Source organism: Coleofasciculus sp. A1-SPW-01, from assembly GCF_040217205.1.
GTDB lineage: Bacteria > Cyanobacteriota > Cyanobacteriia > Cyanobacteriales > Coleofasciculaceae > Coleofasciculus > Coleofasciculus chthonoplastes_A.
This window is the reverse complement of the sequence record NZ_JAVJNP010000025.1, coordinates 18,199-44,931: the sequence shown is the minus strand read 5'-3', so window position 1 is coordinate 44,931 and position 26,733 is coordinate 18,199. Positions and strand designations below refer to the sequence as shown.

Annotated in this window: 20 protein-coding genes and 1 pseudogene; 11 read left to right on the top strand and 10 right to left on the bottom strand. The window is 43.5% G+C overall.

Going from position 1 to position 26,733, the window contains the following annotated elements; translation table 11 throughout:
• Positions 1–147, top strand: a pseudogene (locus RH949_RS04905) (RNA-guided endonuclease InsQ/TnpB family protein); the annotation flags it as partial.
• Positions 148–170: 23 nt separating this feature from the next.
• Here the strand turns inward: RH949_RS04905 and RH949_RS04900 are convergent.
• From RH949_RS04900 to RH949_RS04890, 3 genes are all read right to left on the bottom strand, one after another.
• The gene (locus RH949_RS04900) at positions 171–962 is read right to left on the bottom strand and encodes a Uma2 family endonuclease (RefSeq protein ID WP_044204622.1); all 792 of its coding nucleotides are present in this window, start codon (positions 960–962) and stop codon (positions 171–173) included.
• 229 nt (positions 963–1,191) lie between these two features.
• Positions 1,192–2,265, bottom strand: a complete 1,074-nt coding sequence (locus RH949_RS04895) for a WD40 repeat domain-containing protein (RefSeq protein WP_052307414.1) — start codon at positions 2,263–2,265, stop codon at positions 1,192–1,194.
• A gap of 268 nt (positions 2,266–2,533) precedes the next feature.
• A complete protein-coding gene (locus tag RH949_RS04890) occupies positions 2,534–3,034 on the bottom strand; it encodes a hypothetical protein (protein ID WP_006098466.1) in 501 nt (166 codons plus the stop codon).
• A gap of 311 nt (positions 3,035–3,345) precedes the next feature.
• Between RH949_RS04890 and RH949_RS04885 the strand changes: the two genes are divergently transcribed.
• Positions 3,346–4,191: a TlyA family RNA methyltransferase gene (locus RH949_RS04885; protein WP_446352110.1), complete on the top strand. Its 846-nt coding sequence runs from the start codon at positions 3,346–3,348 to the stop codon at positions 4,189–4,191.
• Position 4,192: 1 nt separating this feature from the next.
• Here the strand turns inward: RH949_RS04885 and RH949_RS04880 are convergent, their stop codons facing one another.
• Positions 4,193–4,495 (bottom strand): DUF6464 family protein, encoded by a 303-nt coding sequence (locus tag RH949_RS04880; RefSeq protein WP_044204624.1) that lies wholly within the window; start codon positions 4,493–4,495, stop codon positions 4,193–4,195.
• A gap of 78 nt (positions 4,496–4,573) precedes the next feature.
• Positions 4,574–4,972: an adenosylmethionine decarboxylase gene (gene speD, locus RH949_RS04875; protein ID WP_006098518.1), complete on the bottom strand. Its 399-nt coding sequence runs from the start codon at positions 4,970–4,972 to the stop codon at positions 4,574–4,576.
• An 837-nt stretch (positions 4,973–5,809) separates the two neighbouring features.
• Here speD and RH949_RS04870 point away from each other — a divergent pair.
• The 6 genes from RH949_RS04870 to RH949_RS04845 all read left to right on the top strand — a co-directional run bounded on the left by RH949_RS04870 (position 5,810) and on the right by RH949_RS04845 (position 15,837).
• On the top strand, positions 5,810–6,979 hold the full coding sequence (locus RH949_RS04870) for an AI-2E family transporter (protein WP_006098674.1): 1,170 nt from the start codon (positions 5,810–5,812) through the stop codon (positions 6,977–6,979).
• A gap of 317 nt (positions 6,980–7,296) precedes the next feature.
• Positions 7,297–8,307: a 3'(2'),5'-bisphosphate nucleotidase gene (locus tag RH949_RS04865; protein ID WP_446352109.1), complete on the top strand. Its 1,011-nt coding sequence runs from the start codon at positions 7,297–7,299 to the stop codon at positions 8,305–8,307.
• 836 nt (positions 8,308–9,143) lie between these two features.
• Entirely contained in the window at positions 9,144–10,658 is a 1,515-nt protein-coding gene (locus tag RH949_RS04860; protein WP_446352108.1) for a GAF domain-containing sensor histidine kinase, read from the top strand.
• Between the two features lie 57 nt (positions 10,659–10,715).
• Entirely contained in the window at positions 10,716–11,111 is a 396-nt protein-coding gene (locus tag RH949_RS04855; RefSeq protein WP_446352107.1) for a response regulator, read from the top strand.
• 43 nt (positions 11,112–11,154) lie between these two features.
• Positions 11,155–13,863, top strand: a complete 2,709-nt coding sequence (locus RH949_RS04850; RefSeq protein WP_446352106.1) for an ATP-binding protein — start codon at positions 11,155–11,157, stop codon at positions 13,861–13,863.
• Positions 13,864–14,124: 261 nt separating this feature from the next.
• On the top strand, positions 14,125–15,837 hold the full coding sequence (locus RH949_RS04845) for an adenylate/guanylate cyclase domain-containing protein (protein ID WP_446352105.1): 1,713 nt from the start codon (positions 14,125–14,127) through the stop codon (positions 15,835–15,837).
• Between the two features lie 199 nt (positions 15,838–16,036).
• Here RH949_RS04845 and RH949_RS04840 read toward each other — a convergent pair whose 3' ends face one another.
• Entirely contained in the window at positions 16,037–18,016 is a 1,980-nt protein-coding gene (locus tag RH949_RS04840; RefSeq protein WP_446352104.1) for a protein kinase domain-containing protein, read from the bottom strand.
• A gap of 555 nt (positions 18,017–18,571) precedes the next feature.
• On the opposite strand from RH949_RS04840, the gene RH949_RS04835 reads away from it, so the two are divergent.
• The 3 genes from RH949_RS04835 (at position 18,572) to RH949_RS04825 (ending at position 20,057) form a co-directional block, all read left to right on the top strand.
• A complete protein-coding gene (locus RH949_RS04835; RefSeq protein WP_446352103.1) occupies positions 18,572–18,757 on the top strand; it encodes a hypothetical protein in 186 nt (61 codons plus the stop codon).
• Positions 18,739–18,960: a hypothetical protein gene (locus RH949_RS04830; protein ID WP_446352102.1), complete on the top strand. Its 222-nt coding sequence runs from the start codon at positions 18,739–18,741 to the stop codon at positions 18,958–18,960. The genes RH949_RS04835 and RH949_RS04830 overlap by 19 nt, the downstream gene beginning before the upstream one ends.
• A gap of 473 nt (positions 18,961–19,433) precedes the next feature.
• The gene (locus tag RH949_RS04825) at positions 19,434–20,057 is read left to right on the top strand and encodes a type IV pilin-like G/H family protein (protein ID WP_446352101.1); all 624 of its coding nucleotides are present in this window, start codon (positions 19,434–19,436) and stop codon (positions 20,055–20,057) included.
• Positions 20,058–20,246: 189 nt separating this feature from the next.
• Here RH949_RS04825 and RH949_RS04820 read toward each other — a convergent pair whose 3' ends face one another.
• The 4 genes from RH949_RS04820 to glpX form a co-directional block, all read right to left on the bottom strand.
• Positions 20,247–21,476, bottom strand: coding sequence for a serine/threonine protein kinase (locus RH949_RS04820; protein ID WP_446352100.1), 1,230 nt, complete (start codon positions 21,474–21,476; stop codon positions 20,247–20,249).
• 255 nt (positions 21,477–21,731) lie between these two features.
• Positions 21,732–23,756, bottom strand: coding sequence for a serine/threonine protein kinase (locus tag RH949_RS04815; protein WP_446352099.1), 2,025 nt, complete (start codon positions 23,754–23,756; stop codon positions 21,732–21,734).
• A 332-nt stretch (positions 23,757–24,088) separates the two neighbouring features.
• Complete coding sequence (locus RH949_RS04810; RefSeq protein ID WP_446352098.1) at positions 24,089–25,375, bottom strand: glutamyl-tRNA reductase; 1,287 nt, start codon at positions 25,373–25,375, stop codon at positions 24,089–24,091.
• Positions 25,376–25,656: 281 nt separating this feature from the next.
• Positions 25,657–26,697, bottom strand: a complete 1,041-nt coding sequence (glpX, locus tag RH949_RS04805; RefSeq protein ID WP_006098657.1) for a class II fructose-bisphosphatase — start codon at positions 26,695–26,697, stop codon at positions 25,657–25,659.
• Positions 26,698–26,733 lie beyond the last annotated feature (36 nt).

The window sequence follows — 26,733 nt, the reverse complement described above, 5'->3', positions numbered from 1 at the left end:
GAGTGTTTGTGTGGATTGATTCTAGACAGAGATTGGAACGCGGCGATCAATATCAAGAGAGTGGGGCTGGGCATATTCCCCACTATAAAACGCCCCAAGCGTAGCCTTTTGACTACGACAAAGGAAGCCCACACTATACCCTTTTAGGGTTAGTGTGGGAGGATGTCACATCAACTATTTGGATCGATCCCGTGGGAACGCAACAGTTCTTCAAGACGCTGCGATCGCACTCGTTCGGCTTCAGCGCGTTGTCGTTCAGCTTGCAGTTGTTCTTGGGCGATCGCTTCCCGTTCAGTTGGGGTGAGAATCCAATTCCCTTCAGCATCGTACCAACGTAACCATAGACGATTAATCCCTTCGTACTCTCCCGACCACAATCCCAAACCTAATTCCAATTGGGGTATCCAAATCCTCGGTTCGGTTAACTCCAACTCTTGGTAAAAACCAGCCGTAAGTGCAAACCCTCTTAATCGATCCGTATAGCGGTCAAACACCACATAATAGGGGACATTTAAAATTTGCTCGTAGACTTCCCATTTTGTCGGGGGTTCACTACTCAGGCGTGTACTTCTACCTAAATCTTCTTTTTCCGTCCCCGGTGACAATAATTCCACCACCACTGTCGGACGCACCATTTCTTGCCAAATCACATAACTTAACCGTAAATCCTCCTGATCATAAAGTCTTGATACGCCCACCACACCAAACCAATCGGGTCGTTTATACCAATAATGGTGACGCGCATCGTAGTAAAGGTTCATATCACTACCGCAAAATATTTGCTCAGGTGGGTAGTTAGCCGGATGAAACGTTACGCGCAATAGTTCGGGTTGAAGATCATGAAATTCGTCAGGCAAACCAGGTTCCTCCGGATTTTCACTCGGTAAATCGTACATGGTAGGCAAGCTTTCTCTAGGAGAACGAGGCGGATGATTTTGCTCGATTCGGTATTTGATTGCCATAACACGTTGCTTAAAGTCTTTACCATCATAATAATTCGATACACGCCAAATCAACCAAGCTGTTTGAGTGCGATCGCTAGTGCAGCTTGGCAAAAATACTTGAGCAACTTCGTAGATACGATGAAGCAGGGGGAGCAGAGGCAGCAGGGGAAGCGGGGGGAGATATTAGCTGTTCAGTTATTTCTGCCTTCTTGCACTAGCACGATTCAGGAATGTTGGAACCCAACTCCTACTGATCGCCTATTCCCCAAATCGCGATCGCGCCATCATTACTTCCACTCACCAATATCTGTCCATCATGACTAAAGCCGAGGGAGAAAATCGAACCCGAAAACCCTTCCAACATCGTCATCAACTCACCAGATTCCAGATTCCATAACCCTAATCTGCCATAAGGACCTAAGGCACTGGCTAAAATGTTACCCGACGGATGCAGCGCCAAGGCATTGACAAACACAGGTTTAGGATTTTCCACTGGTGTCGAAACTAATTCCCCAGTTTCGGGATTCCAAACATTAACGGTTTCGGCAAAACTCTCACTCACCAGAACTTTTCCATCCTGATTAAACGCCAAAGCCCTTAAAGACTGAGGATGCTGGAGAATATGCAGGATTTCGCCACTCTGCCAATTCCATAGATGAATGGTACCGTCCTCAGAACCACTGGCAAGGAGTTCTCCATTGGGACTAAACGCAAGAGACAGGGTTAAATTTTCAATCTCAAATTGAAGCAGTTGTTCGCCTGTTTTTAAATTCCAGAGGGCAATTTCTGATACAAAACCTAAACCCTCTCCTCTTCTTCCGCTAGCTAGAATTTGTCCGTCTGGACTAATTGCCAGGGATGGAATCATCCCTTCTTTCTTCTGAAAAGTCTTAATTAATTCCCCTGTTTTCAGATTCCAGAGTTTAATGGAACCGTCCTCAATACCCCCTCCACTCACCAATTTTTCTCCATCTGGACTAATGGCGAGAGCAGTAACTTGATCCGAATGTCCAGAAAGTGTCCGCAATAGTTGACCTGTATTTAGGTTCCAGAATTTAATCGTTTGATCATCACTACCCGTGGCGAGGAATTGTCCATCTTGGCTAATTGCGATCGCACCTACGGCGTCTGCATGTCCCTTAATATTACGCAATAACTTGGCATCTTGCCATGGTTGAGTCGGCGTAGCGGCGATGAGAGTAGCATTGCCAGGATTGGGGGATACAGAGAGCGATCGCGGCACATTGGTTACGATAACAGACAGTACAGTTATAACCGTCAGTGTGACGATAACCGCATAAGAACTTGACCGACGACTCATAGTTAACCCTTGAGAACAACACCATCCCACCGGAATGGGTGAGATTGTTCCCTTAGACGACAGATAATGCCAAAAAGTATCCCATAAATATTATTCCCGTGCCAACAACAGCACAAAAAATTAAAGAAATTAATTCGGAGAGGGTACAACTTACAGAAAATCCAGGCATTGCGAAACTCCCAAACTACGGTAACGATGCCATGATCACTTGGAATGGATCAATCTACCTCATACTTTTGGGTTAAATTAAATAATCTGGCTGAGAAATTTAATGAATATTTAATCTTTCCGCCGGATTAGTTGGACGTGGTTGGCGAATAATCATTATAGTCTTTGTCAACACTCCGGCTAACTCGGCAATCCAAGCCGAGGGAATTTCGGCAATCAGATTAGCATCCAACCAGAGAGATAATTGATGCAAGATGGTCGTGGCGCGATCGAGGGGAGCAGGTCTGACCACAATTGATTGTAACGTTTCGCAATATTCCCGGCGTTTCTGAAACGCTTGCTGGCGTTCAGTGTATGTGGCAGGTGCATAAAATTCAACCGCCCCAATGGCATACACTGACGTACAATCAACATCAAAACTACTTCCCACAGCAGCACCGGGACCGACAAAATCAGCATAAAACCGTTTTTGGATAATTAAGCCTCCCCGACAGTCAGGTTTAATCGCCAGCAACTGTCCACTTTTGAACAAATCAAGGGGAACAGAGGTACAAGGAGAGTGGGTTGTGGAATAAGCAGAAGGATCGTTAGTTGGATGCATAGCTCACCTGACAGCAGCAGATCGATATCTAATACTGGGTTGTATCTCTCACTGTCAGGGACTTATGCAATGAGGTATCCCAGAGCACTGACTTCCGGTTGCTGCTGAACCAACCCAAGTACGCTATTCTGGACGAAGCGACCAGTGCTTTGGATCTGGGGAATGAGGAACGGTTATATCACCATTCTATAAAACCGGATTTAGTAAGTATTTTCACTGCTAACTGTTAACTGTTAACTGTTCACTGCTATACCTGGACATCAATCTTTTACACTATACTAATAAATGTTAACAAGCCTCAAACCCTTACTTTGAAACAACGACTAGATACCTTATTAGTAGACCTTAACTTATGCGAATCCCGACAACAGGCACAACGGCTGATTCTGGCGGGAGAAGTGCGGGTTAATCAGCAGCTTGTTGATAAACCGGGAACTGAAATAGAGACAACCGCCGAGATTAAAATTAATCAAAAATCCCCTTATGTTTCTAGAGGTGGGGAAAAGTTAGTCAAAGCCTTAGACGAATTTGGTATAGCGGTAGCCGGACGTATTTGCTTAGATGGCGGTATTTCCACGGGAGGCTTTACCGACTGCTTACTGCAAAAGGGGGCAAAACGGGTTTACGGTGTTGATGTAGGGTATGGACAAGTTGCGTGGACATTGCAAAATGATGACCGGGTGATTTTGAAGGAACGCACAAATTTACGCTATTTACAACCTGCTGATTTATATGGAGAACCCCTCGGAATAGACGAGGAGGATAAGGAGGAGATTTATCCAGATTTAGGGGTTGTCGATGTGTCGTTTATTTCCCTGACAAAAATCCTAGAAGCCTTGTGGAACCTGCTACAAGCGCCGCGTGAGGTGGTGTTACTGGTGAAGCCACAGTTTGAAGTGGGACGAGAACGGGTTGGCAAAAAGGGCGTAGTGCGCGATTCTAAGGATCAGGCTGGCGCGATCGCCCAAATTTTACCAGCTGCCCAGAATTTAGGTTGGGTCTATCAAGGCTTAACCTGGTCACCTATTACGGGTCCTGCGGGTAATATTGAATATCTGCTCTGGCTAGGAATGGATAGTCAAATTCAGAGTCCTGATTTAAGTGAAATTCAAGGCATCACTCAATTGGCTACCGCTTACTTTCGAGAGAAACATTGATTTAAGATTCCCTGGGTTGGTAATCGCAACAGTTATCACAAGGACCTAACGGATTAACCGCACAGCGGATATAAGCCGAACGAGCATTAAATCGACAGGTAATATCACCAATTAAATAACCAACCCCTTCCAGATAATACTGATCAGGCGGTAATGGATTTCTTGGCAGTACCCTAGCCGTTGTTGATGCTTGAATCGAGTTTCTTAACCGGATTTGCGCTTGTTCCTTTGCTCTATGCATCACCCATATCGAAAGCAGTGGGGGGGTCAAACCCAAGACAAACACAATAATTGTCTCGAACATGGTTTTTTTCTCCCGGGTGACTTTACCTAACCTCGTAATCCCCCACTATACCTAATTAGGGCTTAGTGGGGGAGGATATCAACTCACCATCTGATAGACTGACTCTTCAATTCGCTCCTGAATGTCCGGCATATTCTCAAAACCGCGTACAATTTCTCTCATTCGTACCTGCTTAGCTTGGAGCGCTGTTTGTAGCAGTTTCATGGCTTCCTTTGGCTTACCGCACCCGCAAAAAAATAAATCAGCGGCAAAATAACCATGTTCGGGCCAGGTATGGATGGCAATATGAGACTCCGCCAATGTCGCTGTCGCCGTGACTCCGTGGGGACTAAACTGGTGTACACATAAATCAATTAGAGTGCCTTCTCCAACAGAAATCGCATCAATTAAGGCGCGGCGAATTCCCTCAGGATCATTGAGAAGGTCTTCAGGCGCTTCCCATGCGTCAACGACCAGATGAGTTCCCACTTGTTTCATTCTACTCGATTTACTCCACCCAATAAGATTTCAAAGACTCTATTTATAGCATAGACTTAATTCAGTCCTCAACTCATTAGAGATTTAAGCCGATTCAGTATCAATGGCACTCTTTTGTTCCTTAGCACAGCATGGCGTAACTTTACCAACCCTTGAAATCAGTTGTACCTAGGCATGACAACAGAAGTTTGACAGACGCCAGATATTGCGTCTATACATGACTCCTGACTTCCGCCTAGGGGTACTAGTCGCTATAGTCAAGCCGCTCTATCCAACTGCATCTATTGATTAGGGTAACAAATAAATTATCCCTTGGAGCAAATAACCGCGATTTTCGAGATCATTAAACTTGGTTCTATGCCGCCCAATAATTTTGCTTTAAAACGTCCATCACAATCTACTCCTAAAATCATCCATCTTAAGCATGACCTGCTTAAGTTATAAATGGAGCAAACCTTCCCCACATTTCTTCACTTAATTATCTCTCAACCTAGAGTCGTTGACAATCTCATGAGGTGAGAAAATCTCTCATAAAGCACCAGGAAAGTTATGAACTCCAGTTAGACCTGAAAGTTGATCGCTAACCTGCTACCCTAAGCTTGGGGTCTTATTTGACTCAATGGCGACGTGATGATAGTCAACTATCCCACATTCACCTTAGGGAGAGAACGCGGCTGGCGGGAAACCGAAAGTCTTGTTGACCCGCTTAAGTTCCTAACCACTGGAACTAAGGTATTGGGGTCATGACACCCACAAATGTGTACCCGTTTGCAATTCTATCATCTGACGTTAAACTCTTTAAAATGGATGCCAGGTTTTGCTAACCAGAAAACTGCGATGAATTCTATATTTTCACCCATTCAAAAAGTTCTAATCACATGGTTGCTGGTGTTAGTAACAGGTTGGGTCACGCTGAGTGCGTTGAGTTATGTGGGCGAAATCATTAGTATTTTGCTCACGGCATCTCTAATTGCATTTTTGCTCAACTATGCCGTTCGGGTACTGCGACCCTTCTTACCTCGAACAGTGGCGGCGATTTTGGTTTATTTAGTCGCGGCGGTTTTTGTTGTCTTCATTGCCCTCACCCTAGCACCACCCGTATTTAATCAAGGACGGCAATTAGTGACTCGGTTCCCCGAATTACTCGAACAAGGTCAACAGCAATTGGTGGACTTTCAAGCCTGGAGTGTGGAACATAATTTGCCCTTTGATGTGCGAATTTTAGGGTCTCAAATGTTAGCACGTATTCAAGCTAAAGCCGAAGCGATCGCGTCAACTGGTTTGGGCTTAGTTGTGGGGACATTTAGCTGGTTTATCGACTTCATTTTAGTCCTCGTCCTTTCGTTTTATATGCTTATTGATGGTGAACGACTATGGCGCGGTATTACCAGTATTGTCTCTGCCAAAATCCGTTATGGATTAACTCAAGCACTGCGACGAAATCTTCAGCGGTTTGTATCGGGTCAACTCTTACTGGGGTTATTTATGGCAACAACATTAACCTTGGGCTTCCGTTTATTACAAGTGCCGTTTTTTCTGCTGTTTGCTGTTTTTATCGGCTTTATGGAGATTATTCCCTTTGTTGGTGCCACTCTGGGAATTGCTACCGTAGTCATTGTTGTCGCCTTTATTGATTGGTGGCTAGCCTTGGAAGTCTTGGGAGTATCTGTCGCCTTGCAACAGATCAAAGATAATTTAATTGCTCCCCGAATTATGGGCAACTTAACAGGTTTATCGCCCGTGATCATTCTAACGTCTCTGTTATTGGGGGCTAAAATTGGCGGAATCTTGGGCGTCATTCTGGCGATTCCGGTGACGGGTGTGGTGAAAAGTTTAGCGGAAATTGTACTTGACCCCACGTTACCGCCTCAGACGGGAGATTTTTTCTCCAATCCTTTGAACGAAAAAAAATCCCAGAATACTTTGGCGATCGCTGCTAATACCGATGCTGATTCTGATAGTTCTAGTCAAGATGCTCAGGGAATGGAACAATCAGAGACAATTTAAGCCCTCAACTAAAGCCCTCAACTAAAGTTGGGGCTAAAAGCTTAAACCCGTTTTAACGGGGTCAAAGGCTTACTTAGTAAGCTCGATGCTTGCTTTAGCTCCAAGATAAGAAATTTATTGGCAGGCTTCTTAAGGTGAATAGCCCTGAAATAATATGAGTTCGTAGTCGGCACTTTAGTGCCTCAAGCGCTCGCATCGCTCACTACAAACGCTTAAGTCAGTGACATTCTTCTTAAGGTCAGCGACATTCTCCTTAACCTATTTAGAGCGAACAACCTCTATACTAACGGGGTCAAGATAGGATCTCAGCATAAACCATGTCCTACCAGCGAGAAAAACAGGTTGCCATCCAAGCTGTAACGGCTGCGGCTCAATTATGTGAACAAGTGCGTCAGGAAGAGGGTTCCTTAACCCTAACCAAACCCGATCGCTCTCCGGTGACTGTGGCTGATTTTGGCACACAAGCGGTTATATGTCGGGTATTAGCCGAGGCGTTTCCCGGTGATTCCATCGTGGGAGAGGAAAACTCTAGCTTGTTGCGACAACCAGCGATGACCCAACAGTTGACAGGGGTGACGCATTATGTTAAGTCTCAGATTGCTGAGGCGACACCGGAAACCATTATCACCTGGATTGATCGGGGTACGGGTCAAGTCGCAGATCGCTATTGGACGCTTGATCCGATTGATGGGACAAAAGGCTATGTTCGGGGTGACAATTATGCGATCGCCTTAGCCTTAATTGAAGACGGTGAGGTGAAACTGGGGGTGTTAGGATGTCCGGCGCTTCCCATTCATCCCCATCAACCGGATGGCGATCGCGGCGTTCTGTTTGTCGGTGTAAAAGGACAAGGGACAACCCTAATCCCCCTCGCCGGAGGTCAACCTCAGACGATCCGTGTCAATGAATGCGATCGCATTGAGTCGCTTCGATTAGTCAAAAGTGTAGAATCGTCTCATGGGAACCCCGAATTGGAAGTGGCTATCACTCAATCCCTAGGTTTTACAACCCCCTCCCTCCAGATTGATTCCATGGTCAAATACGGCATTATTGCACGAGGTGAAGCCGATCTCTACATCCGCTTACCGTTTCCCCTGGAGTCCTCAAAACGGCAAAATATATGGGATCATGCGGCTGGTGTGGTTATCTTGGAAGAAGCTGGGGGACGAGTCACCGATATGTATGGTAAACCCTTAGACTTTGCCTGTGGAACTAAGCTGTTCAACAATCAGGGGATTATTGCCAGTAACGGGGCGATTCATGATGCGGTGTTAGTCACCGTAGCACAGGAGATTCAAGCCTCTGAGACATCCCAATCCACACCCTAGTCTAACCAAAGAAGGCTCCCCTTATTTTGCCATTCACGATTTAATGTGTAATGATTACGGCGATCGGGTAGCTTGGCGAACACAAACACTGAAATATAGTAGTACTAAGACAGGGCGTGGACATTCTGTACTGTTCCCTATTCCCTCTTGGACTACAGCACTTTCTAACACGGTGTAGTACAGCAACTCTAGGACAGCTCTGTGCTGCTATTGTTTGGGTGTATCACATCGAGTCTGAAAACGCTGTAACTGATGTCCTTTCCGTATCCCGTCGTGCTATATAGGTAAAACGTTCACCGAGCTACCCAGAATTTGGGTACGACTTGGCATAAGCTGTTCGGCATTTAAACCTTAATATCAATAATGGCGAAATCCTTGTAGTGCGTTTAGCGAAGCCATGCCGCAGGCTTTGCATCTTGCTCGCTACTAATACCCAATTTAAAGGCATGACAGCTTACTACGATTTAACGTGCGGAGTCTGAGGTTCAAGGTTAGCCTAACAGCAAGCCCTGTATTTCAGAGTAATATTGTTGTATTACTATTAGTTTTTTAAATTATCGTTATAATCAGAGTAAAATAATGTTGAAATTTTATATAATACCCAATAAAACGTCAGGGACATATCGGCAGCAACGTGAATTTTGACAGGGTGTCGATGAACATCACGATTGCGCCAGTGACAGTAATCTGAGTCACAAGATTTTGCTAACTCTCTTTATAGCTGCAACCCCACTTATCTAAAGCATCACAGGTTTTATAGGTGCAAATCTGTGATCTTTATGTCACTATCAGGATAATAAATTCAGCCCCACACATCCTTAGATTTAGCCAACGTCATGAAAGCATCACCCGCCATTTCCGGCAAAACTATGCTAGATAAATTACTCAGCAACTTAATGAAAGTTATTATTGAAAATGCTGGGGCGCAAACCGGATTTATTCTTTTAAATAAAACAGGAGAATGGGTAATTGAAGCGTCTGGCAATGTGGATTCTGGCAACGTTACAGTTTTACCGTCTATTCCTATTGAGAAACATTTACCCACATCTATTATTCACTATGTCACCCGTACTAAAGAAACTATTGTTGAGAAGGAAGCTGCACAACAGGGAAAATTTACTAATGACCCGTATATAAAAGTGAATCAAACCAAATCCATTTTATGTGCGCCACTAATCAATCAAGGTCAACTCAGTGGTATTGTGTATCTGGAAAATAATCTCACCACAGGCGCTTTTACTCCTGATAGATTAGAAGTCATACAACTCTTATCCGGGCAAGCTGCGATCGCCATTGATAATGCTAAACTCTACAACAGCCTTGAACAAAAAGTCACCGAACGCACCCAAGCACTCGCCCAAGCACTTGAAGAAGTTAAAACCATCCAAGATGAACTGATACAAAAAGAAAAAATGGCAGCTTTGGGACAGTTAATTGCAGGGATTGCCCATGAAATCAACACCCCCCTAGGAGCCATTCGCTCCTCTGCCGGAAATATTGCCAAATTCCTAGACCAAACCTTAGAACAGTTACCTACACTGTTTCAATCCCTCTCAACAGAAGACTCAGCCAGTTTCTTAGCCTTACTCCAACGCTCACTGCAACACCAATCAACATTTTCCACGAAAGAAGAGCGTAAATTTAAAAGAGCCTTAAGACGCGAACTGGAAAACTCAGACATTCATGATGCTGATATCATTGCCGAGAGGCTAGTGATCATGGGAATTACGGATGAAATTGCCAGCTTGATACCCTTGTTACAAAGATCGGATAGTTTTCAAATCTTAGAAATTGCCTATAAACTGTCTGAACTTAAACGAGGCACAGCTACGATTAATACTTCCACAGATCGAGCATCGAAAGTAGTGTTTGCTTTGAAAACCTATTCCCGCTATGATCAAGCGGAAGAAAAGATAATAGTAAATCTGACTGATGGGATTGAAACGGTTTTAACCCTCTATCACAATCAACTAAAACAAGGAGTTAAAGTAATCCGAAACTATACCGACATTCCTCCCGTATCCTGTTATGCCGATGAACTAAATCAGGTGTGGACAAATCTTATCCATAATGCCTTACAAGCGATGGATAACCGAGGCACGTTAACGATTGATGTTACTCAAGTGAGCCAGGAGGCTAAAATTAGTATTACCGATAGTGGCTCTGGGATACCCGAAGAAATTAAATCGAAAATATTTGAACCATTTTTTACCACTAAACCGGCTGGAGAAGGCAGCGGATTGGGATTGGATATTGTAAAAAAAATCATTGACAAACATTCTGGTCACATGACTGTAGAAAGCCAGCTTGGTCGGACAACATTCAATGTTTTTCTGCCAATTCAGTCTTAGCAGTAACCTACGACTGATACTAAGAACTAATGACCAATAACTAAGGACGAATGACAAATGGCTAAACCCATTATTTTATGTGTTGACGACGAAAAAGACATTTTGCAGAGTCTAAGAACGCAACTCATGGAGGCATTTGGCAATGCCTACGCTTATGAAGTGGCGGAAGATGCTGATGAGGCTTTAGAAGTAATTGATGAACTCATTGAGGATGAAATGCCAATTATTCTTATTGTCTCGGATTGGTTAATGCCTGGGATGAAGGGAGATGAGTTTCTGATCAAAGTGCATCAGCAATTTCCTAAGGTCATTAAAATTATGCTCACGGGTCAAGCTGATGAAGCAGCCATTCAACGAGCAAAAGAAGAAGCAAACCTCCATTGCTGCTTATTTAAACCTTGGTCTGAACCTGAATTAATAGAAATTCTCAAATCAGGTTTAGCCCAACTTTAGTAACAAGATTGTCAGGATAAAATTAACCAGCGAAAAATGAGCTATGAGCTATGGTTCTATTATTAATAAACTCCCTTTACGGATAGTTCTTATTGTACCCTTTGTACTCCAAATTATTGGTGCAGTAGGATTGGTTGGTTATTTGTCTTTTAAAAATGGACAAAAATCAGTTAACAATTTAGCTAATCAATTAATAGAAAAAAGCAATGATCATATTAAAGACAATATCTCAAATCACTTGACCTTGCCTCATAAAATAAATCAAGCCAATAAAACCTTGTTAAATTTACAAGCTTTTGATTTAGAAAACACTCAGAAAATAGAGCGATATTTTTTGCAGCAATTGCAAATTTTTGATAATGTTACCAGCATAGTATTTGGTAGTCAATCCAAGGACTTTATTGGAGTGGAATTACGGGCTAATGAACAATTAGTGGTTATGAAATCAAATACTGCCACTAATTATAATTTACACACTTATGAGGTGACTAAAACAGGAAAATATATCAAGCCTATCAATATTAGTAAAGATTATAATCCAACGATTAGACCTTGGTATACAAAACCAGTAGAAGCAAAAACAGAAGTTTGGAGTGATATTTTCCCTCAATTAGATACAAAAGGTTTAACCTTAGCAGCCGTACAACCCGTTTATGATGCTCAGGGTAATCTTCAAGGCGTTATTAATAGTAGTTTTTATTTGACGGCTATTAGTGACTTTTTACAACAATTAAAAATTGGACAGACTGGTCAAAGTTTTATTGTTGATGAATCAGGGTATTTGGTTGCTACCTCTACTTTAGAAGAGTTGGCAAAAGCTGACCAAGACCAATTAGAAAGAGTGTTGGCTATTCATAGTCAAGATGCAATAACTCGAAAAACGGCTTTATATATTTCCAATAATTTATTAAATGGCAATAACACCATCAATGGTTTAATTGTTAAAGCTATAGTGATTGACAATCAAAAATATTTCCTACAAGTCAGTCCTTATAGAGATAAATTTGGATTGAACTGGTTTGTTGTAGTCGTTGTCGCTGAGTCTGATTTCTTAAAAGAAATCAATGCGAGCAAACGTCAAACGATTTTCCTTTGTATATTAGCCTTAATAGTGGCAACAGTGATTGGATTTATCTCCACACTTTGGGTAACAAAACCGATCATCGAACTTAACCAAATTTCCCAAAAAATTGCTCAAGGAGAATTTGACAAAACTGTCACCGTTAACCGAGAAGATGAACTCGGACAATTGGCACGTTCTTTTAATAAAATGGCTTCTCAATTACAAATCTATTTTCAAACCTTAGAAGAAAACGAAAATCGGTTAAGACAATTCCTAGAAGCTATACCTGTAGGTGTTACTGTTCATGAAACTAATGGTCAGATCTGCTATTTGAACCAGACTGGACGAAAATTATTAGGGATTACTTCTCATTTAGAAGCTAAAAAAGAGGAACTCAGTCAAGCGTATAAAATTTATAAAGCCAATACCAATAAACTTTACCCGATAGAATCTTTGCCTATTGTTAATGCGTTACAAGGAAAAACGGTTTATCTTGATGATTTAGAAATACATCAACCCGATAAAATCCTTCCCTTAGAAGTTTCCACAACACCTATCTTCGATGAACAGGGTAAAATTATTTATGCGATTGCTGCTTTTCAAGACATTACCAAACGCAAAGAAGCCGAGAAGCTTTTAGCGGACTACAATCGCACATTAGAAACTCAGGTTGCTGAACGAACCCAGGAACTCGCCCAAGCCCTCGAAGAACTCAAAACAACTCAAGATGAACTCATTCAAAAAGAAAAAATGTCAGCTTTGGGTCAACTCATTGCAGGCGTTGCCCATGAAATTAATACGCCTCTAGGAGCTATTCGTTCCTCTGCCGGAACTTTTGCCAAATTCCTAGACCAAACCTTAAATCACTTACCCACACTGTTTCAATCCCTCTCTACAGAAGACTCAGCTATTTTCCTGGCTTTACTACAACGCTCACTACAACACCAATCAATTTTCTCTACGAAAGAAGAGCGGAAATTTAAGAGAGCCTTAAGACGGGAACTGGAAAACTTGGATATTGCTGATGCCGATAGTATTGCCGAGAGGCTGGTGATTATGGGGATTTCTGACGAGATTGAACCCTTTATCCCTCTGCTAAAAAGACCGGACAGTTTGCAAATCTTAGAACTCGCCTATAAACTTTCCGAACTCAAACGAGGTACCGCTACCATTAATACCTCCACAGAACGAGCCGCGAAAGTAGTATTTGCGCTGAAAACCTATTCTCGTTATGACCAGTCTGGAGAAAAGATAACAGTCAATATTACTGAGGGAATTGAAACAGTTTTAACCCTCTATCAAAATCAACTCAAACAAGGAGTTAAAGTGATCCGAAACTACACCGAAATTCCACCTGTATCCTGTTATCCCGATGAACTAAATCAGGTGTGGATAAATCTAATCCATAATGCCTTACAAGCGATGGATAACCGGGGTTCCTTAACGATTGATGTCACGCCAGAGAACCAGCAAGTGAAGATTAGCATTATCGATAGTGGTTGTGGCATACCCGAAGAAATCCAAGGGAAAATATTTGAGCCATTTTTCACAACTAAACCGGCTGGAGAAGGGAGTGGCTTAGGACTGGATATTGTCAAAAAAATCATTGAAAAACATTTGGGTAACATAACTGTAGAAAGTCAACCTGGTCGAACGAAATTTAGTGTTTTTATTCCTCTTGAATTCTAGCGGTAAGACTGAATTCTCTATAGAAATAAGGTTAGACATGAAATCCCATTAGTTTATCTGTTTATAACGATAAATATATTTTTTGCCAAGCACGCTTATACTAGAATATTAACCCTATAATAGTCAACTAAGTAGTCGGACAAAAGCCAATAATATTGTATTAGTTTTTGTAAATAGTCCTCAACCCCTTACCAAGGAAAAAGGACATAGCTTGCTTCTAGATGAAAGCGAGTATGACCAATAACAAACAATTAATGACCAATGATAAACAAAAAACCAGTCATTATCTGTGTTGATGATGAAGCCAATATACTCAAAAGCCTCAGGACAGAACTTCAAGAGGCGATAAGTAACGAGTATCTGATTGAAATTGCTGAAGGTGGAGAAGAAGCCTTAGAGTTAATTGAAGAATTGTTAGAGGATGGTTATGAAGTTCCTTTAATTATTTCCGACCATATTATGCCAGATATGAAGGGAGATGAGCTGTTAAAGCACGTTCATGTCATTTCTCCCAAAACCCTCAAGATTATGCTGACTGGACAAGCGGATCTGGAAGCAGTGGGACGGGCAATTAAGTATGCAAAATTATATCGTTATATTGCTAAACCTTGGGAAACGGAAGACCTAAGATTAACAGTTGTAGAAGCCGTAAATAGTTATCTTCAAGATAAACAACTCGCTCAAAAAAATATCGAACTCCAGCGTTTGAATCAGGAGTTAGCTGAATCGGTTAAGTTACTCAGTGCTAGTGAACGCAAATTTCGGGCAATTTTCAATCATACCTTTCAGTTTACTGGAATGCTCTCGGTTGAGGGTATTCTCTTAGAAACCAACCAAACCGCCTTAGATTTTAGCGGATTGCAGTTAGAAGACGTGGTGGGCAAGCCATTCTGGGACTGTTACTGGTGGACAGTTTCTCCCGATACCCAAGCTCAGGTTAAAGTGTCGTTTGAAAAAGCGGTTGGCGGTGAATTTATCCGCTATGAAATCGATATCTTGGGCGCTGACAAACGTACTGCGACGATTGATTTTTCAATGAAGCCAATTTTTAATGACAGCGGTATTGTTGAATATCTAATTGTTGAAGGTCGAGATATTAGCGATGTCTATCGGGAACTGCACTTGCGCCAAAAAGTTGAAGCGGAACTGATTCAACTCAACGAAGCCTTATCCCGCTTTGTCCCCCGTCAATTTCTCCAGCTTTTAGAGAAAGACAGTATTATTGATATCCAATTAGGCGATGAAGTAGAACAGGAGATGTCGGTTTTATTTTCCGATATCCGCGACTTTACTACCCTGTCTGAAACGATGACGCCTGAGGATAATTTTAAGTTTATTAACGCTTATCTCTCCCAGATGGAACCCGCGATTATTGAGCATCAGGGATTTATTGATAAATACATGGGGGATGGGATTATGGCGTTATTTAGTGGCAGTGCCGATGATGCCCTCCGCGCTGGAATTTCTATGTTACAACGGTTAGCTAAGTATAATCAAAATCGGGTGAATTCGGGATATCTACCCCTGGAAATTGGCATCGGCATTAACACAGGTTCTTTAATGCTGGGAACCGTTGGCGGACGATACCGCATGGATACTACTGTCATTAGTGATCATGTAAATTTAGCCTCTCGGCTGGAAAATCTAACCAAAAAGTATGGCGTATGCCTGTTAATGACCCATTACACATTTGCACGTTTACAAAACCCCACCGAGTATCATATTCGTTTTATTGAGCAGGTAAAAGTCAAGGGAAAATCAAAAGCTGTGGCAGTTTTTGAAGTCTTTGACAGCGATGAGCCTCAGATCAAACAGAGTAAGTTAATGACGAAGACAATGTTTGAACAGGGAGTGTTTTTGTACTATCAGCAACAAATACAACAAGCCGCTCAACACTTTGCTGAAGTGGTGAAGATTAATCCAACCGATACCGTTGCTCAACTCTATCTGCTGCGCTGTCAGTCTGATCAGTAGGTGGATTTTGTTGTCCCCTTTAAGATGAGTCTATTCATGTTATCCCTAAATCTGCCCCTACATCTAGGTTGGGATTAGGGCGGGTTTTGTTGTGCAGTTTGAGGTTGGTCAATTCATGTTATCCCTAAACCCGCCCCTACATCTGACTCCCAGACGTGCCATGGCACGTCTCTACATGGTTTCCCCATCCCTTACTACCCTAACGCCCTAGTCTTTCCCTCGCCTTTTCACGCAGGTTAGCAGCTTTTTCATGATCCGGTTCCAGTTGCAGGGCTTTATCCAGAGACGGAATCGCTTCCGTGGTGCGCCCTAACGCCATTAGCGCCTCACCGCGAGTTGCCCAAGCATCGGCGGAGTTCCGATCCAGTTCAATCGCTTTATCTAACGCTTGAACCGCCTCAGCGGAACGTCCCACCCCTTGCAGGGCGATGCCATAGCGAATCCACCCTCGGGCATAATCGGGATAGTATTTCGTTACCCGTCCATACAGTTGGAGGGCGTCTATGATCTGGTTTTGTTGGCGTAAGGCATCGGCTTTGCTGACTAAGGCGTCGGCATAATCGGATTTGTAGGCAAGGGCGTCATTACAGGCGACTAGGGCTTGTTCAGGTTGTCCCAGTTGGTTGAGACTGTAGCACCGTCCCCAATAGGCAGGCGCTAAGTCGGATTGCAGTTCGATCGCCTGATCATAAACTAGGATCGCTTTCTCGTATTCTCCGGCTTGTCTTAAATCTTCGGCTTCGGCGAGCAAGGATTCAGCCGTGGGTTCGGGGGTTGGGGAGGGAGAAGGAGTGGGGGTGGGAGTTGGGCTGGGGCTTTCAGCGGGGACATCCTCAATTTGAGACTGATGATTCAATTGAGAGGGGAGTAGAATCAGGGTGACGGTAACCATAGAACTAACCGCGATCGCAATCGTGGCAATTGTCCAGGGCTGCATCAACCATTGCCGAAATCCGTGGCTTCTACTGGTTGTTGACACCGTTGCGGTTGGTTCCAAGTCCTGGGGTTGGCTCAGGGATACGGTAGCATCATTTCGTCCCAAATGGGGTTGAGAGGTTTGGGTGCGTCCGGTGTCTTGGGTTTGACTCGAAGATGATTCGCTATTCGACTCCTCGACTTCAATCAGCGTTGATTCAGTTGGTGTCGCCTCCCAAGCCTGAGTCTCGGCGGAATCAGCGGCTAAATTTTGACTCTCCTGATCCGTCGGCGCTTGGGGATCAACCAGGGGCGGCAATTCACACTCAGGGACTAACGGTTGGGGGGGTGACGCCGACTCCAATAATGGCGCGGGTAAACTCTGGAATGCTAACAGGGTTTCTTCTGCGGTTGCATAGCGATCGCGAAAATCATAGCGCACCATCTTATCCAAAATTTCCCCAAATTCTGGACTAATCTGCTTGGCATATTTGCGCCAGTTGAGTTCACCCGTATCGGAGTCTTCTTTAATATGTTTGGGATGAATTCCCGTTAATAATTGAATCCCAATAATTCCCACCGCATAAACATCACTACTATAGCGAGGTTTTCCTGCCAGTTGTTCATTGGGCATATATCCCTTAGTGCCGATAGAAATCGTCACATTGGTCAACCCCGTTTCCGGATTCAGCGACTCACATCTAACCTGTTTAACCGCACCAAAATCAATCAGCACAATTCTGCCATCCTCAGCGCGGCGAATCAAATTGGCTGGCTTGATATCCCGGTGGATCACATTTTGTTGATGGACAAATGCTAGTACCTGCAACATATCTTGCAGGAGGGATAGCACTTTTTCCTGTGCCCACGTCAGATGAGAGTCTATCTCTTTACTCAAGGGTTGTCCTTGAATATATTCCTGAGCCAGATAAAATTCGTGATTTTCCTCAAAATGAGCCAAAAGCCGGGGAATCTGCTCATGATTACCCAGTCGATAGAGGACTTGAGCTTCCGTTTGGAAGAGGCGTCTCGCCGTTTGCAGCCCCTCCTCATCATCATCGCTCACTTGAGGTTTTAATTTTTTAACCACGCATTGGGGATGACCGGGCAAATGCATATCCCGCGCCAAGAAGGTTTGACCAAACCCTCCGACCCCTAGCTTTTCGATAACGTGATAGCGTCCGCCTAGAGGTTTATTGTCCCAAGCGTCTTGAGAACCCGACACCATCGTTTTTGTCAGCGCCCCTGTTGAATTTTTCTTCATCACTAGACACGTCCAGAAATTACACGTCAACCCACGATTCAAAGGGTGTTTGACTAATTTTTAGACAAGTCTAATTAACTATCGCATTGAAAACAGCACCCCACTAACTTGTCTTATTCTTTATCTGGCAATCGAACCTGAGTTCATTGTTTATTTTTTCCAAGATAGTCGCTAATTCACCGACAGGAAGTTTACCGACGAATCAGCTATTCTTGTTTCTTTTCAAAAATAACCTTGACCGATAACTGTCGTTCGATCAGCTTGAGGTCTTTTAACTCTGGCTTACCCGACACGTTTCTGGAAACACTGCACGTTAGAGTCAGCTCACCTGACTCCGGGGAGCCAGATGCCTACCATGTTAATTATAGAGGCGATACTCACTCTCTAACAAAAAAGCGCTTAACATCAGGACATTCAAGCGTAAATTTACCAACGGCGCAAACAAGCTGAACCTCTGATGACCAAAGACTTTTGTCTGTTTTGTCTAGTCATCAACGCTGAGGTTTAATTGAATTATTTGCTCTACTGTTTACATTTGGGGCATCATTTTTATCTATGGCACGGAAAAATCAGCTAATCAACCGTTGCCGCTTTCTGGTTACCTCAGCCTTAACCAGTAGTGGATTGATCACCGCTAACCTGTTATCGAAATCAGGATTAGCCCAGAGTACAGCACCGGGGATGATCACCTCAGATAAAATCGTCCACAAACCCCTTACGGGGTGGCTAGTCGTGACGTGAGTCGTGAGCAGGCAATTATTGGGAGCAAGAGCGATCGCGTCAGCCGGATGATTGTAGACTATGATACCAGGGAATCCTTTCGTAACCCACAACGGGCGATCGGACCGGCGGCATTAGAAATTAGTCACTACACTGCCCGACTCTATCTGACCAGTCTACCACCCGGTCAAGCGATAGAAGACTGGATTTCAAGAAACTTTTGAGGCAGTTAAAAGCTACAGCTCTTGTGTGGTAAGGTGTTTGGCTTATTAAAACTGATAGTTGAGCACACGCTTGTCCGGAAGACCCGCTTTTTTTCGCGATCGCACGCGGATTGACTTTCACCATCTGACTCTTACTGGGTAATGACTTTGGCTTAACAACTCTCGCACTACCTCACCGTGAAAGTTTTCGCGATTAGTCGCGTCGCCCTCCTTATTTTGAGACGGTGAGCGCTATAGCAAATCGCTAGGCGTGTATTTACAACTCCCGTACCTGAAGCTGAGTCCAGATGAGATGTTCGTACAAACAAAGTGTAACTAGACCAGCGCGAAGCGCTATAACTATAGCAGTCGCCAGGATCATTAGGACATCAGATGAATGCCGCTTATTGTGTCGATGCACGTTTAGTGTCCTAACCATTGTGGCGGTTGCTATATTACAGGTTTAGGTATTAGCCACAGGAGGGTAGGGAAAAATGACTAAAAATTCACCATCCCCAACAGCTTTTAATCAAAAGCATGGTTTTACCATGTCGGGGTGGCTGGTGCGAATTTTTCTTTACAGTTGCGTGATAACCGCCTTGATGTTGCCCAATTACAACTTCCAATGTAATGGTTGGTTTTTGTTCTGTAGCCTTCCCCAACAGAAAGAAGCAAAAATCAATATTGACACAACTGAGCAACCGCTGCAAGCTTATTATCAGGCAAAAGCAAAAACGACTATTGAAAAAATCAATCGAGCGCAGCAATCTTATTATCTCAAATCAGGTTATTTTGCCAATTCAATTGCTGAATTGGATGTCAAAATCACCACAGAAACAGAACCGTATTACTACCAAACTTTATCACCAATGCTACCTGTTCAAGCTTTGAATACAGCCAGTAATTCAACGCAAATTTTTCAGCAGAGCGTTATTGCCATTGCTCAAACTCAACATCCCGAACTTAAACATTATCTTGGTGCAGTATTTACTAGCCAAGTTGAAGGAACTGATAAAATGACAACCTTGGCTACGGTGTGTGCTGTTAATTATAATGCACTTCCTACCACTCTCCCCACACTCACTAACGGTAAAATACACTGTCCTCCCAGCGAGTGAAGCCCAAATTTAAATCGCCATAAGCATGGATACGCATACGATGTAGCGATTTTTCAAAGGGGAACTTCAGCTTAATATACAGTAGTGGCGTGGCACAGCTAAAATGGTGGATACTACCCACCCTACGGTATATCAAGCAATGGTTTTGGCGATCTCATATCATAATGCAAATTTTCAGTGCCACTCCACTTAAGGTAAAACAACTAAACCTCTTTGCGCTACGGTTTGACCATCAATAGAAAATTTAAATGTCCAATTTCCCGGTTGGTCAGCGTCTTTAAAATCGTACCAGCACCAAGCCTTCAATCCCTCTGATGAGGCTTTGAGTCTTGATTGTCCCATCGCAACCAATCTGCCTTCCTGGTTAAACATCTGACAACTGCTATTGTATTCTAATTCTTGCAGATTTCCTAAACTCACTGAAAAATAAATCCGTTTAGCAGTGATTGAGAGACGTTTGAAATTTTCGTTTGAGTTGGGTTCTGTGGTCACTTGCAGGCTAGTATGGAAAGCGAATTTGGGTAGCATGACGTTGATGAGAATTGGCAGCAATATGGCAACACTAGCACCCACTAAACCTGCCCTCCAGACAAGTTTAGGAATTTTAATTGGGTGCAGTACATCTAGAGGGACAAGAGCATCTAAAGCCACCTTAGCTGAGGGATAACGGTCTTTAAAATTGGGTTCTACCATTTTTTGCAGCCAATTGATAAAATCTTGACTGAGGTAAGGAACTCGCTGTTTAAAATTAACCCGACTGGCTTCATCCATCAAGCTGCAAACTTCTGTAGAAGCGGTATCAGTGAGCAAACAAATTAGTGTTGCACCGAGACTATACAAGTCAGAAGCAACAGTAAGCTGGCGGTTAAACATTTGTTCAGGCGGCATAAATCCTAATGTTCCTTTGACTACACTGCTTACAGCCACTTCGCCGCCGCCAGTCCGGGCAAAACCAAAGTCCACTAGATAAACATTCATTTGCTCATCCACTAAGATATTTTCCGGTTTCAAATCTCGGTGAATGACTGGGGGGATTTGTGATTGCAAGTATTGGATAATTTCCAGAACTAAGATGGCAATCTGTTTAACTTGTTGCGGTTTCCACGTTCGCTGGGTTGCCAATGAAGGCGCATCCTTGTATTCCTGCACCATGCAGAAACCTACTGATGTTTGAAAGGAATCCAGATAACGAGGAATACGAGGATGGTTGAGGGAGCGCAAGACTTGAATTTCTTGCTCATACGCCTGATAGTCTGACCAACTAACGCTGGTGTGAGCAAACTGAAATTGTTTGACTACGACAGAACGACCCGTGTTGATTTCAGTGGCAAGGTAAGTAACTCGACCTCCGGCGCGATTATGTCCGAGTTCGCGGACAACTTGATAGCCGTAATTGGAAAAATCAGGAAATAAATTCATATTTTTTATGGCTCTCTTAGACTGGTTATGGCAAATTAGCAATTTAAATGAGCTTAAACCCTTCAAGAGCAAAGGATATAACAGAATAAAAATCTTGTTTTATTAGAATTGCTTTTTTGAATCTCCATGATTCTTGCGTAGCAAAAATTATGGAGGTTATTTTGTAGTAATTTATCATAGCTAGTCTAGAAGAGCCTTTTTTATTGACTTGTTAGTTGAGTAATGACCAATAAGAAAGAAACGGTGCTAATTGAATTATGGTTTAATTAGATGGGGTTCAGCGGCGCGATATTTTTTAAGGATTCTCATAAGGCGAATTTGGTGAAAAATGAGTTGTCTCAGGAGATAGCCACTAATGGCAACAGGAGCAATCGTGACAACTAAGACAAAAATTTGTTCAAATTGTTCAAAGTAAGGCTGCCCAAATTGAGATAAAAAAGTTGAAATTCCGATAACTCCAGATGCCAGACTAATTCCCAGTCCACCACTGAGCAGAATAGCAGCGGCAGTATCTTTTTGGTCAAAGCCTCTTTGACTTTGATGTCTGAATATCGCCCTTACCAATTTCCAGATTACTGCACACACTAACTTAGACACTAACAAAAACATTAGTACACCTAGCGTTGGCATAAAAACAATTACTAATTCTGGCAATAAGCCAATAGATGTAGCTGATAATAAAACGGTAACTAAAAACAATAGAAAATACAAAGATTCGGTAGATTTTATCTCTTTTGCAATGGTAAATCTCGGTAAAGTTAGCAAAAAAAATACTATTCCAATTACGATAACTGGGAGAAACCATTCTATCTCTCTTATGAATTCTGAACCTATAACGGATAAAGAAGGCAGCGCCACTAAAAACATATCCAAAAATATAGACACCACCACAGTTACAGTGACAGCCAAAAAATGATTCATCTGATTTATCTTTTTACCTGATGTTATTGCAGTTATGAGAACATCTATAGCTAGAAACCAGATGAAAAGCAAAATTAAAAGAGTGACAGCGATGTACCAAGGCAGGGGAGTTTCTGGAACATAAGCCAGCCAAACGAGTACAATTGGCATCCAGAATAAAACGCTTAATCCTAATAGAACTAAGCCAGCCAGTTTTGGCAGTTTAGGCAGCGATGCTGTCTGAACTTGAAGGGTGAGAGCATGGGTTTTGGGCGAAGAATTGCTGCGTAATAAAATCTGGCGTAGATAAGTGGCTCCTGCACACAACTTGCTCGTATCTACTGTAATTTCACAATCAATTTGATTCGACTCAAATTTCTGCGGTGTAAATGATATCCATGGGTGATCATAAGGAGTATGAGGGGGATCACGAAAATGGGGGTCAACTTCCCACCTGCCTGCCAATACTGTATCAGGAATTAGATTAGTCACGCTAATCGTTTGTGTCAGTTTTTCTCCATACTGAAACGCTGCAAAATTTAATGTATTTCCGCTGAGTCTAACTTTGGGTAAACTGTTAACATTAATCGGTCTGAGTGCGGCTAACGCATCCGCTGCATTCTGATAACGGTCAGCCACTTGGGGAGCAACCATTTTTTCTAACCAATTCAACCATCCTCGTTGCATCGGCGGCACTAGATGCTGGAAATGAATGTGATAATTGGCATCCATTAAATTGCCGATATCAGCCGATTTTGTCCCGGTTAGTAAACAAATTAAGGTGACACCTAAGCCATACAAGTCAGAGGCGGTGCTGAGTTGTCGATTAAATAACTGTTCAGGTGGCATAAATCCCATCGTCCCTTTGACGACACTGCTAGCCGCGACATCTCCACCACCAGTCCGGGCAAAACCAAAGTCCACTAGATAGACATTGAACTGTTCATTTAACAGAATATTTTCCGGTTTGATATCTCGATGAATGATTGGCGGAGTTTGAGATTGTAAATCTACCAAAATCTGGAGAACGGCAAGGGCAACATGCTTGATTTTTTTAGGAGTCCAACGCCTTGGTGTGGCTAAAGATTGTCCTTGGATGTAGGATTGTACCATGCAGAAACCGTCAGGGGTGTGAAAGGAATCAAGGTAACGGGGAATGTGAGGATGATTCAGACCCCGTAGCATAGTAACTTCTTGCTCAACACTCTCAAATTCTGCCCAACTCGCATCTAAGGCGGCAAATTGAAATTGCTTGATTACGACAGGTTTTTGGGTGTTAAGTTGAAGGGCGAGATAGGTGACTCTGCCACCTAGATGGTTATGTCCGAGTTCGCGGAGGACTTGATAGCCGTTGCCAGACCAATGGGGATAGTTAGTCATGGGTTTGAGTCGCACTCTATCATGACTAAATTATCTCTTTTTTGGTGGAAACGCTCAAGAAACATTTTTGCTGAAGGGGGATGGGTGAATATATGGGTAGAGACGTTTGCAGTTTTCGTCAACAGGTAATCCCCCAAATGCTTCACCGCTATATGGGGAGCACAGGTGTTTGTTTAATGCCTAACGGGTGCGATCGCGTCTGTTAGAGGCTGATATCTTGCACCCTGACCAGGTGATAATTCTTTTGCAGCTGAAGCCTCTATATATCTCAAAAAAAAGAGAGGGTGGATACTCACTCAGCATCACCCTCCTACTCTCTTCCTCTCCAACGCTTAACCAAACTGTTCTTCAATCTCTAAATTAAACAGCGTTTGCAGCGTCTGCATGGCTTGACGTCTGGCTTCAATATCCTGCTGCGCCCTTAACTGCACCATCGGATCATGGAGGATTTTATTGACAATTCCCCGTGTCAGCGCTTCGATGATTTCTTGATGTTTGTCGGCAAACTCTGAACCTAAGCGAGATAAGGCTTTTTCTAATTCCTGTTCCCGAATCCCTTCGACTTTCTCCCGTAGACTACTAATGGTACTCACGGTTTCTAGCGATCGCCACCAAACCTCAAACGCTTCTACCTCTTGTTCCAGTAAGTTTTCCGCTTCCATCGCCATCTGACGGCGGCTTTCGGTATTTTGCGCCACTACTGCTTTTAAGTCGTCCACATTAAAGGCTTGAACCTGTTCAAGTTCATTGACATCAGCATCCACATTACGCGGTACGGAAATATCAAATAGCATTAAGGAGCGATTGGGATCAAGATGGTCTTCCAGTTTAGCCCGATCCAGAATCGGTTCTGTCGCACTGGTACTGGTAAACACCATATCCGACTCTGGAATCACCTCCATCATCTCAGACAGGGAATGTACCGTTAACTGAGCATTCTCAAACTGCTTTGCCAACTCCTCCGCCCGACGAGTTGAGCGATTGATAATGGCGATTGACTCAGCCCCTTTAGAAAGCAGGTGCTGCACCAGCAAACGCGACATCTTCCCCGCCCCGATAATTGCCACTCGGTAAGCCGCCAAGTTTTGCACTTCCATCTGGGCAAGTTCCACCGCCGCCGAACTAATCGAAACCGCCCCGGTACCAATGCTGGTTTCGGTGCGGACTCGCTTTCCGGCGGTAATCGCTTGTTTAAACAGTCGATTCAACAGGCGTCCAATTCCCTTGTGTTGCTGACCGATTTTGTGGGTATGCTTGACTTGCGATAAGATTTGTCCTTCGCCTAAAACTAAACTATCCAATCCCGCTGCGACGCGCATCAGATGCATTACCGCATCTTGATGTAACAAAATAAACAAATGGGGGCGTAATTGATGCAAGGGGACAAGAGAGTTATCCGAAAGGAATTGACTGACTTCACGCACACCCTTTTCCGTTTCTGCTGCCACAATATAAATTTCTAGGCGATTGCAGGTACTAAGGATCGCTACTTCTTCAACATGGGGGTAGCTACAGAGTTGTTGCACCGCACCTTCTATTTGGGCTTCGGGAATACTTAGTTTTTCCCGGACTTCAACGGGCGCTGTTTTGTGGCTTAAACCTACGACGGCAATATTCATTGTGTTCTCCAAATCTCTGTCGTTGGGTTGGGTCAACTATCAGTCTTGTTTTATAAGGATAGAGAAAATTGAGAAATTTGTCTGAATACGATGAACAATTCAGTATAAGTTCACCGATTCAGAGATGGAATTTTTAACCGGGGAGAAATAAACAATCAACGTTAAGCCAGAGTAAGTAGCATTATCATTGCTTATACTCTGGCTTGAACGCTTTTATCTCCATCTCGATGACTGGAATTCAAGTGGAAGAAATCCTGCGAAAATGGATAAATTGACAGTATCTATCGTAGTTGCAGGGTCTTCGGCTGATCAAACAGATGGACAGTATCCACAAAGCGAGCCGTCTTCGACTGGGTGGAAATAACCAGACTTTGAGTCCGTGCCCCCCCGTGGAAGAGTCGTACCCCTTCCATCAAGGTACCCGGCGTAATCCCACAAGCGGCAAATAGCACGGTGTCACCTGAGGCTAGCTCATGAGTATTGTAGACCTTATCGGGGTCATTAATGCCCATTTCTTGGAGCCGCTCTAGGTTCCCCTCTTTGCTTTCACCAATCAAACCCGTCTGCACAGTTGCTGGGTCATAAATTAGCTGACCTTGGAAATGTCCTCCCAAACAGCGCATCGCCGCAGCAGAGATAACGCCTTCGGGTGCAGCACCAATACCCATCAGAGCATGGATATTTGTCCCTGAAAAGGCACAAGAGACAGCCGCAGAGACATCTCCGTCACTAATTAGCCGAACTCTCGCACCAGCAGAGCGGATTTCATCAATTAGTCCTTTGTGGCGATCGCGCTTCATGACCACGACCACAAGTTCCTCAATTGCGCGATCCAGACATTCCGAGAGAATTTGCAGGTTCTCTGTTGCCGATTTACTGATATCGACATGATTTTTAGCCGCAGGAGGCGCCGCTAGCTTTTTCATATAAAAGTCAGGCGCAGCAAACAGTCCACCCTTCTCAGAAATGGCTAGCACCGCCATTGAACCGGGTTGCCCATAAGCCACCAAGTTCGTCCCTTCACAAGGGTCAACGGCAATATCGACTTCAATCAGTTCATCGGGGTTACAGTAGTTCTTTGCCTCCTCGCTGGTACAGATGCCCACTTGTTCACCGATATAGAGCATGGGGGCGTCATCTCGCTCCCCTTCTCCAATCACGATGCGACCCCGCATGTGAATTTTGTTCATCCGCTCCCGCATGGCTTCAACTGCCACATGGTCTGCCTCGTTTTTATCACCTTTGCCCATCAATTTGGCAGAGGCAAGTGCTGCCTGTTCGACAACTTCAATAATTTCTAGTCCTAGCGTAGTTTCTAGCACGAAGCTTTTCCTCTCAACTGCTTAGTTTTTCCCTGG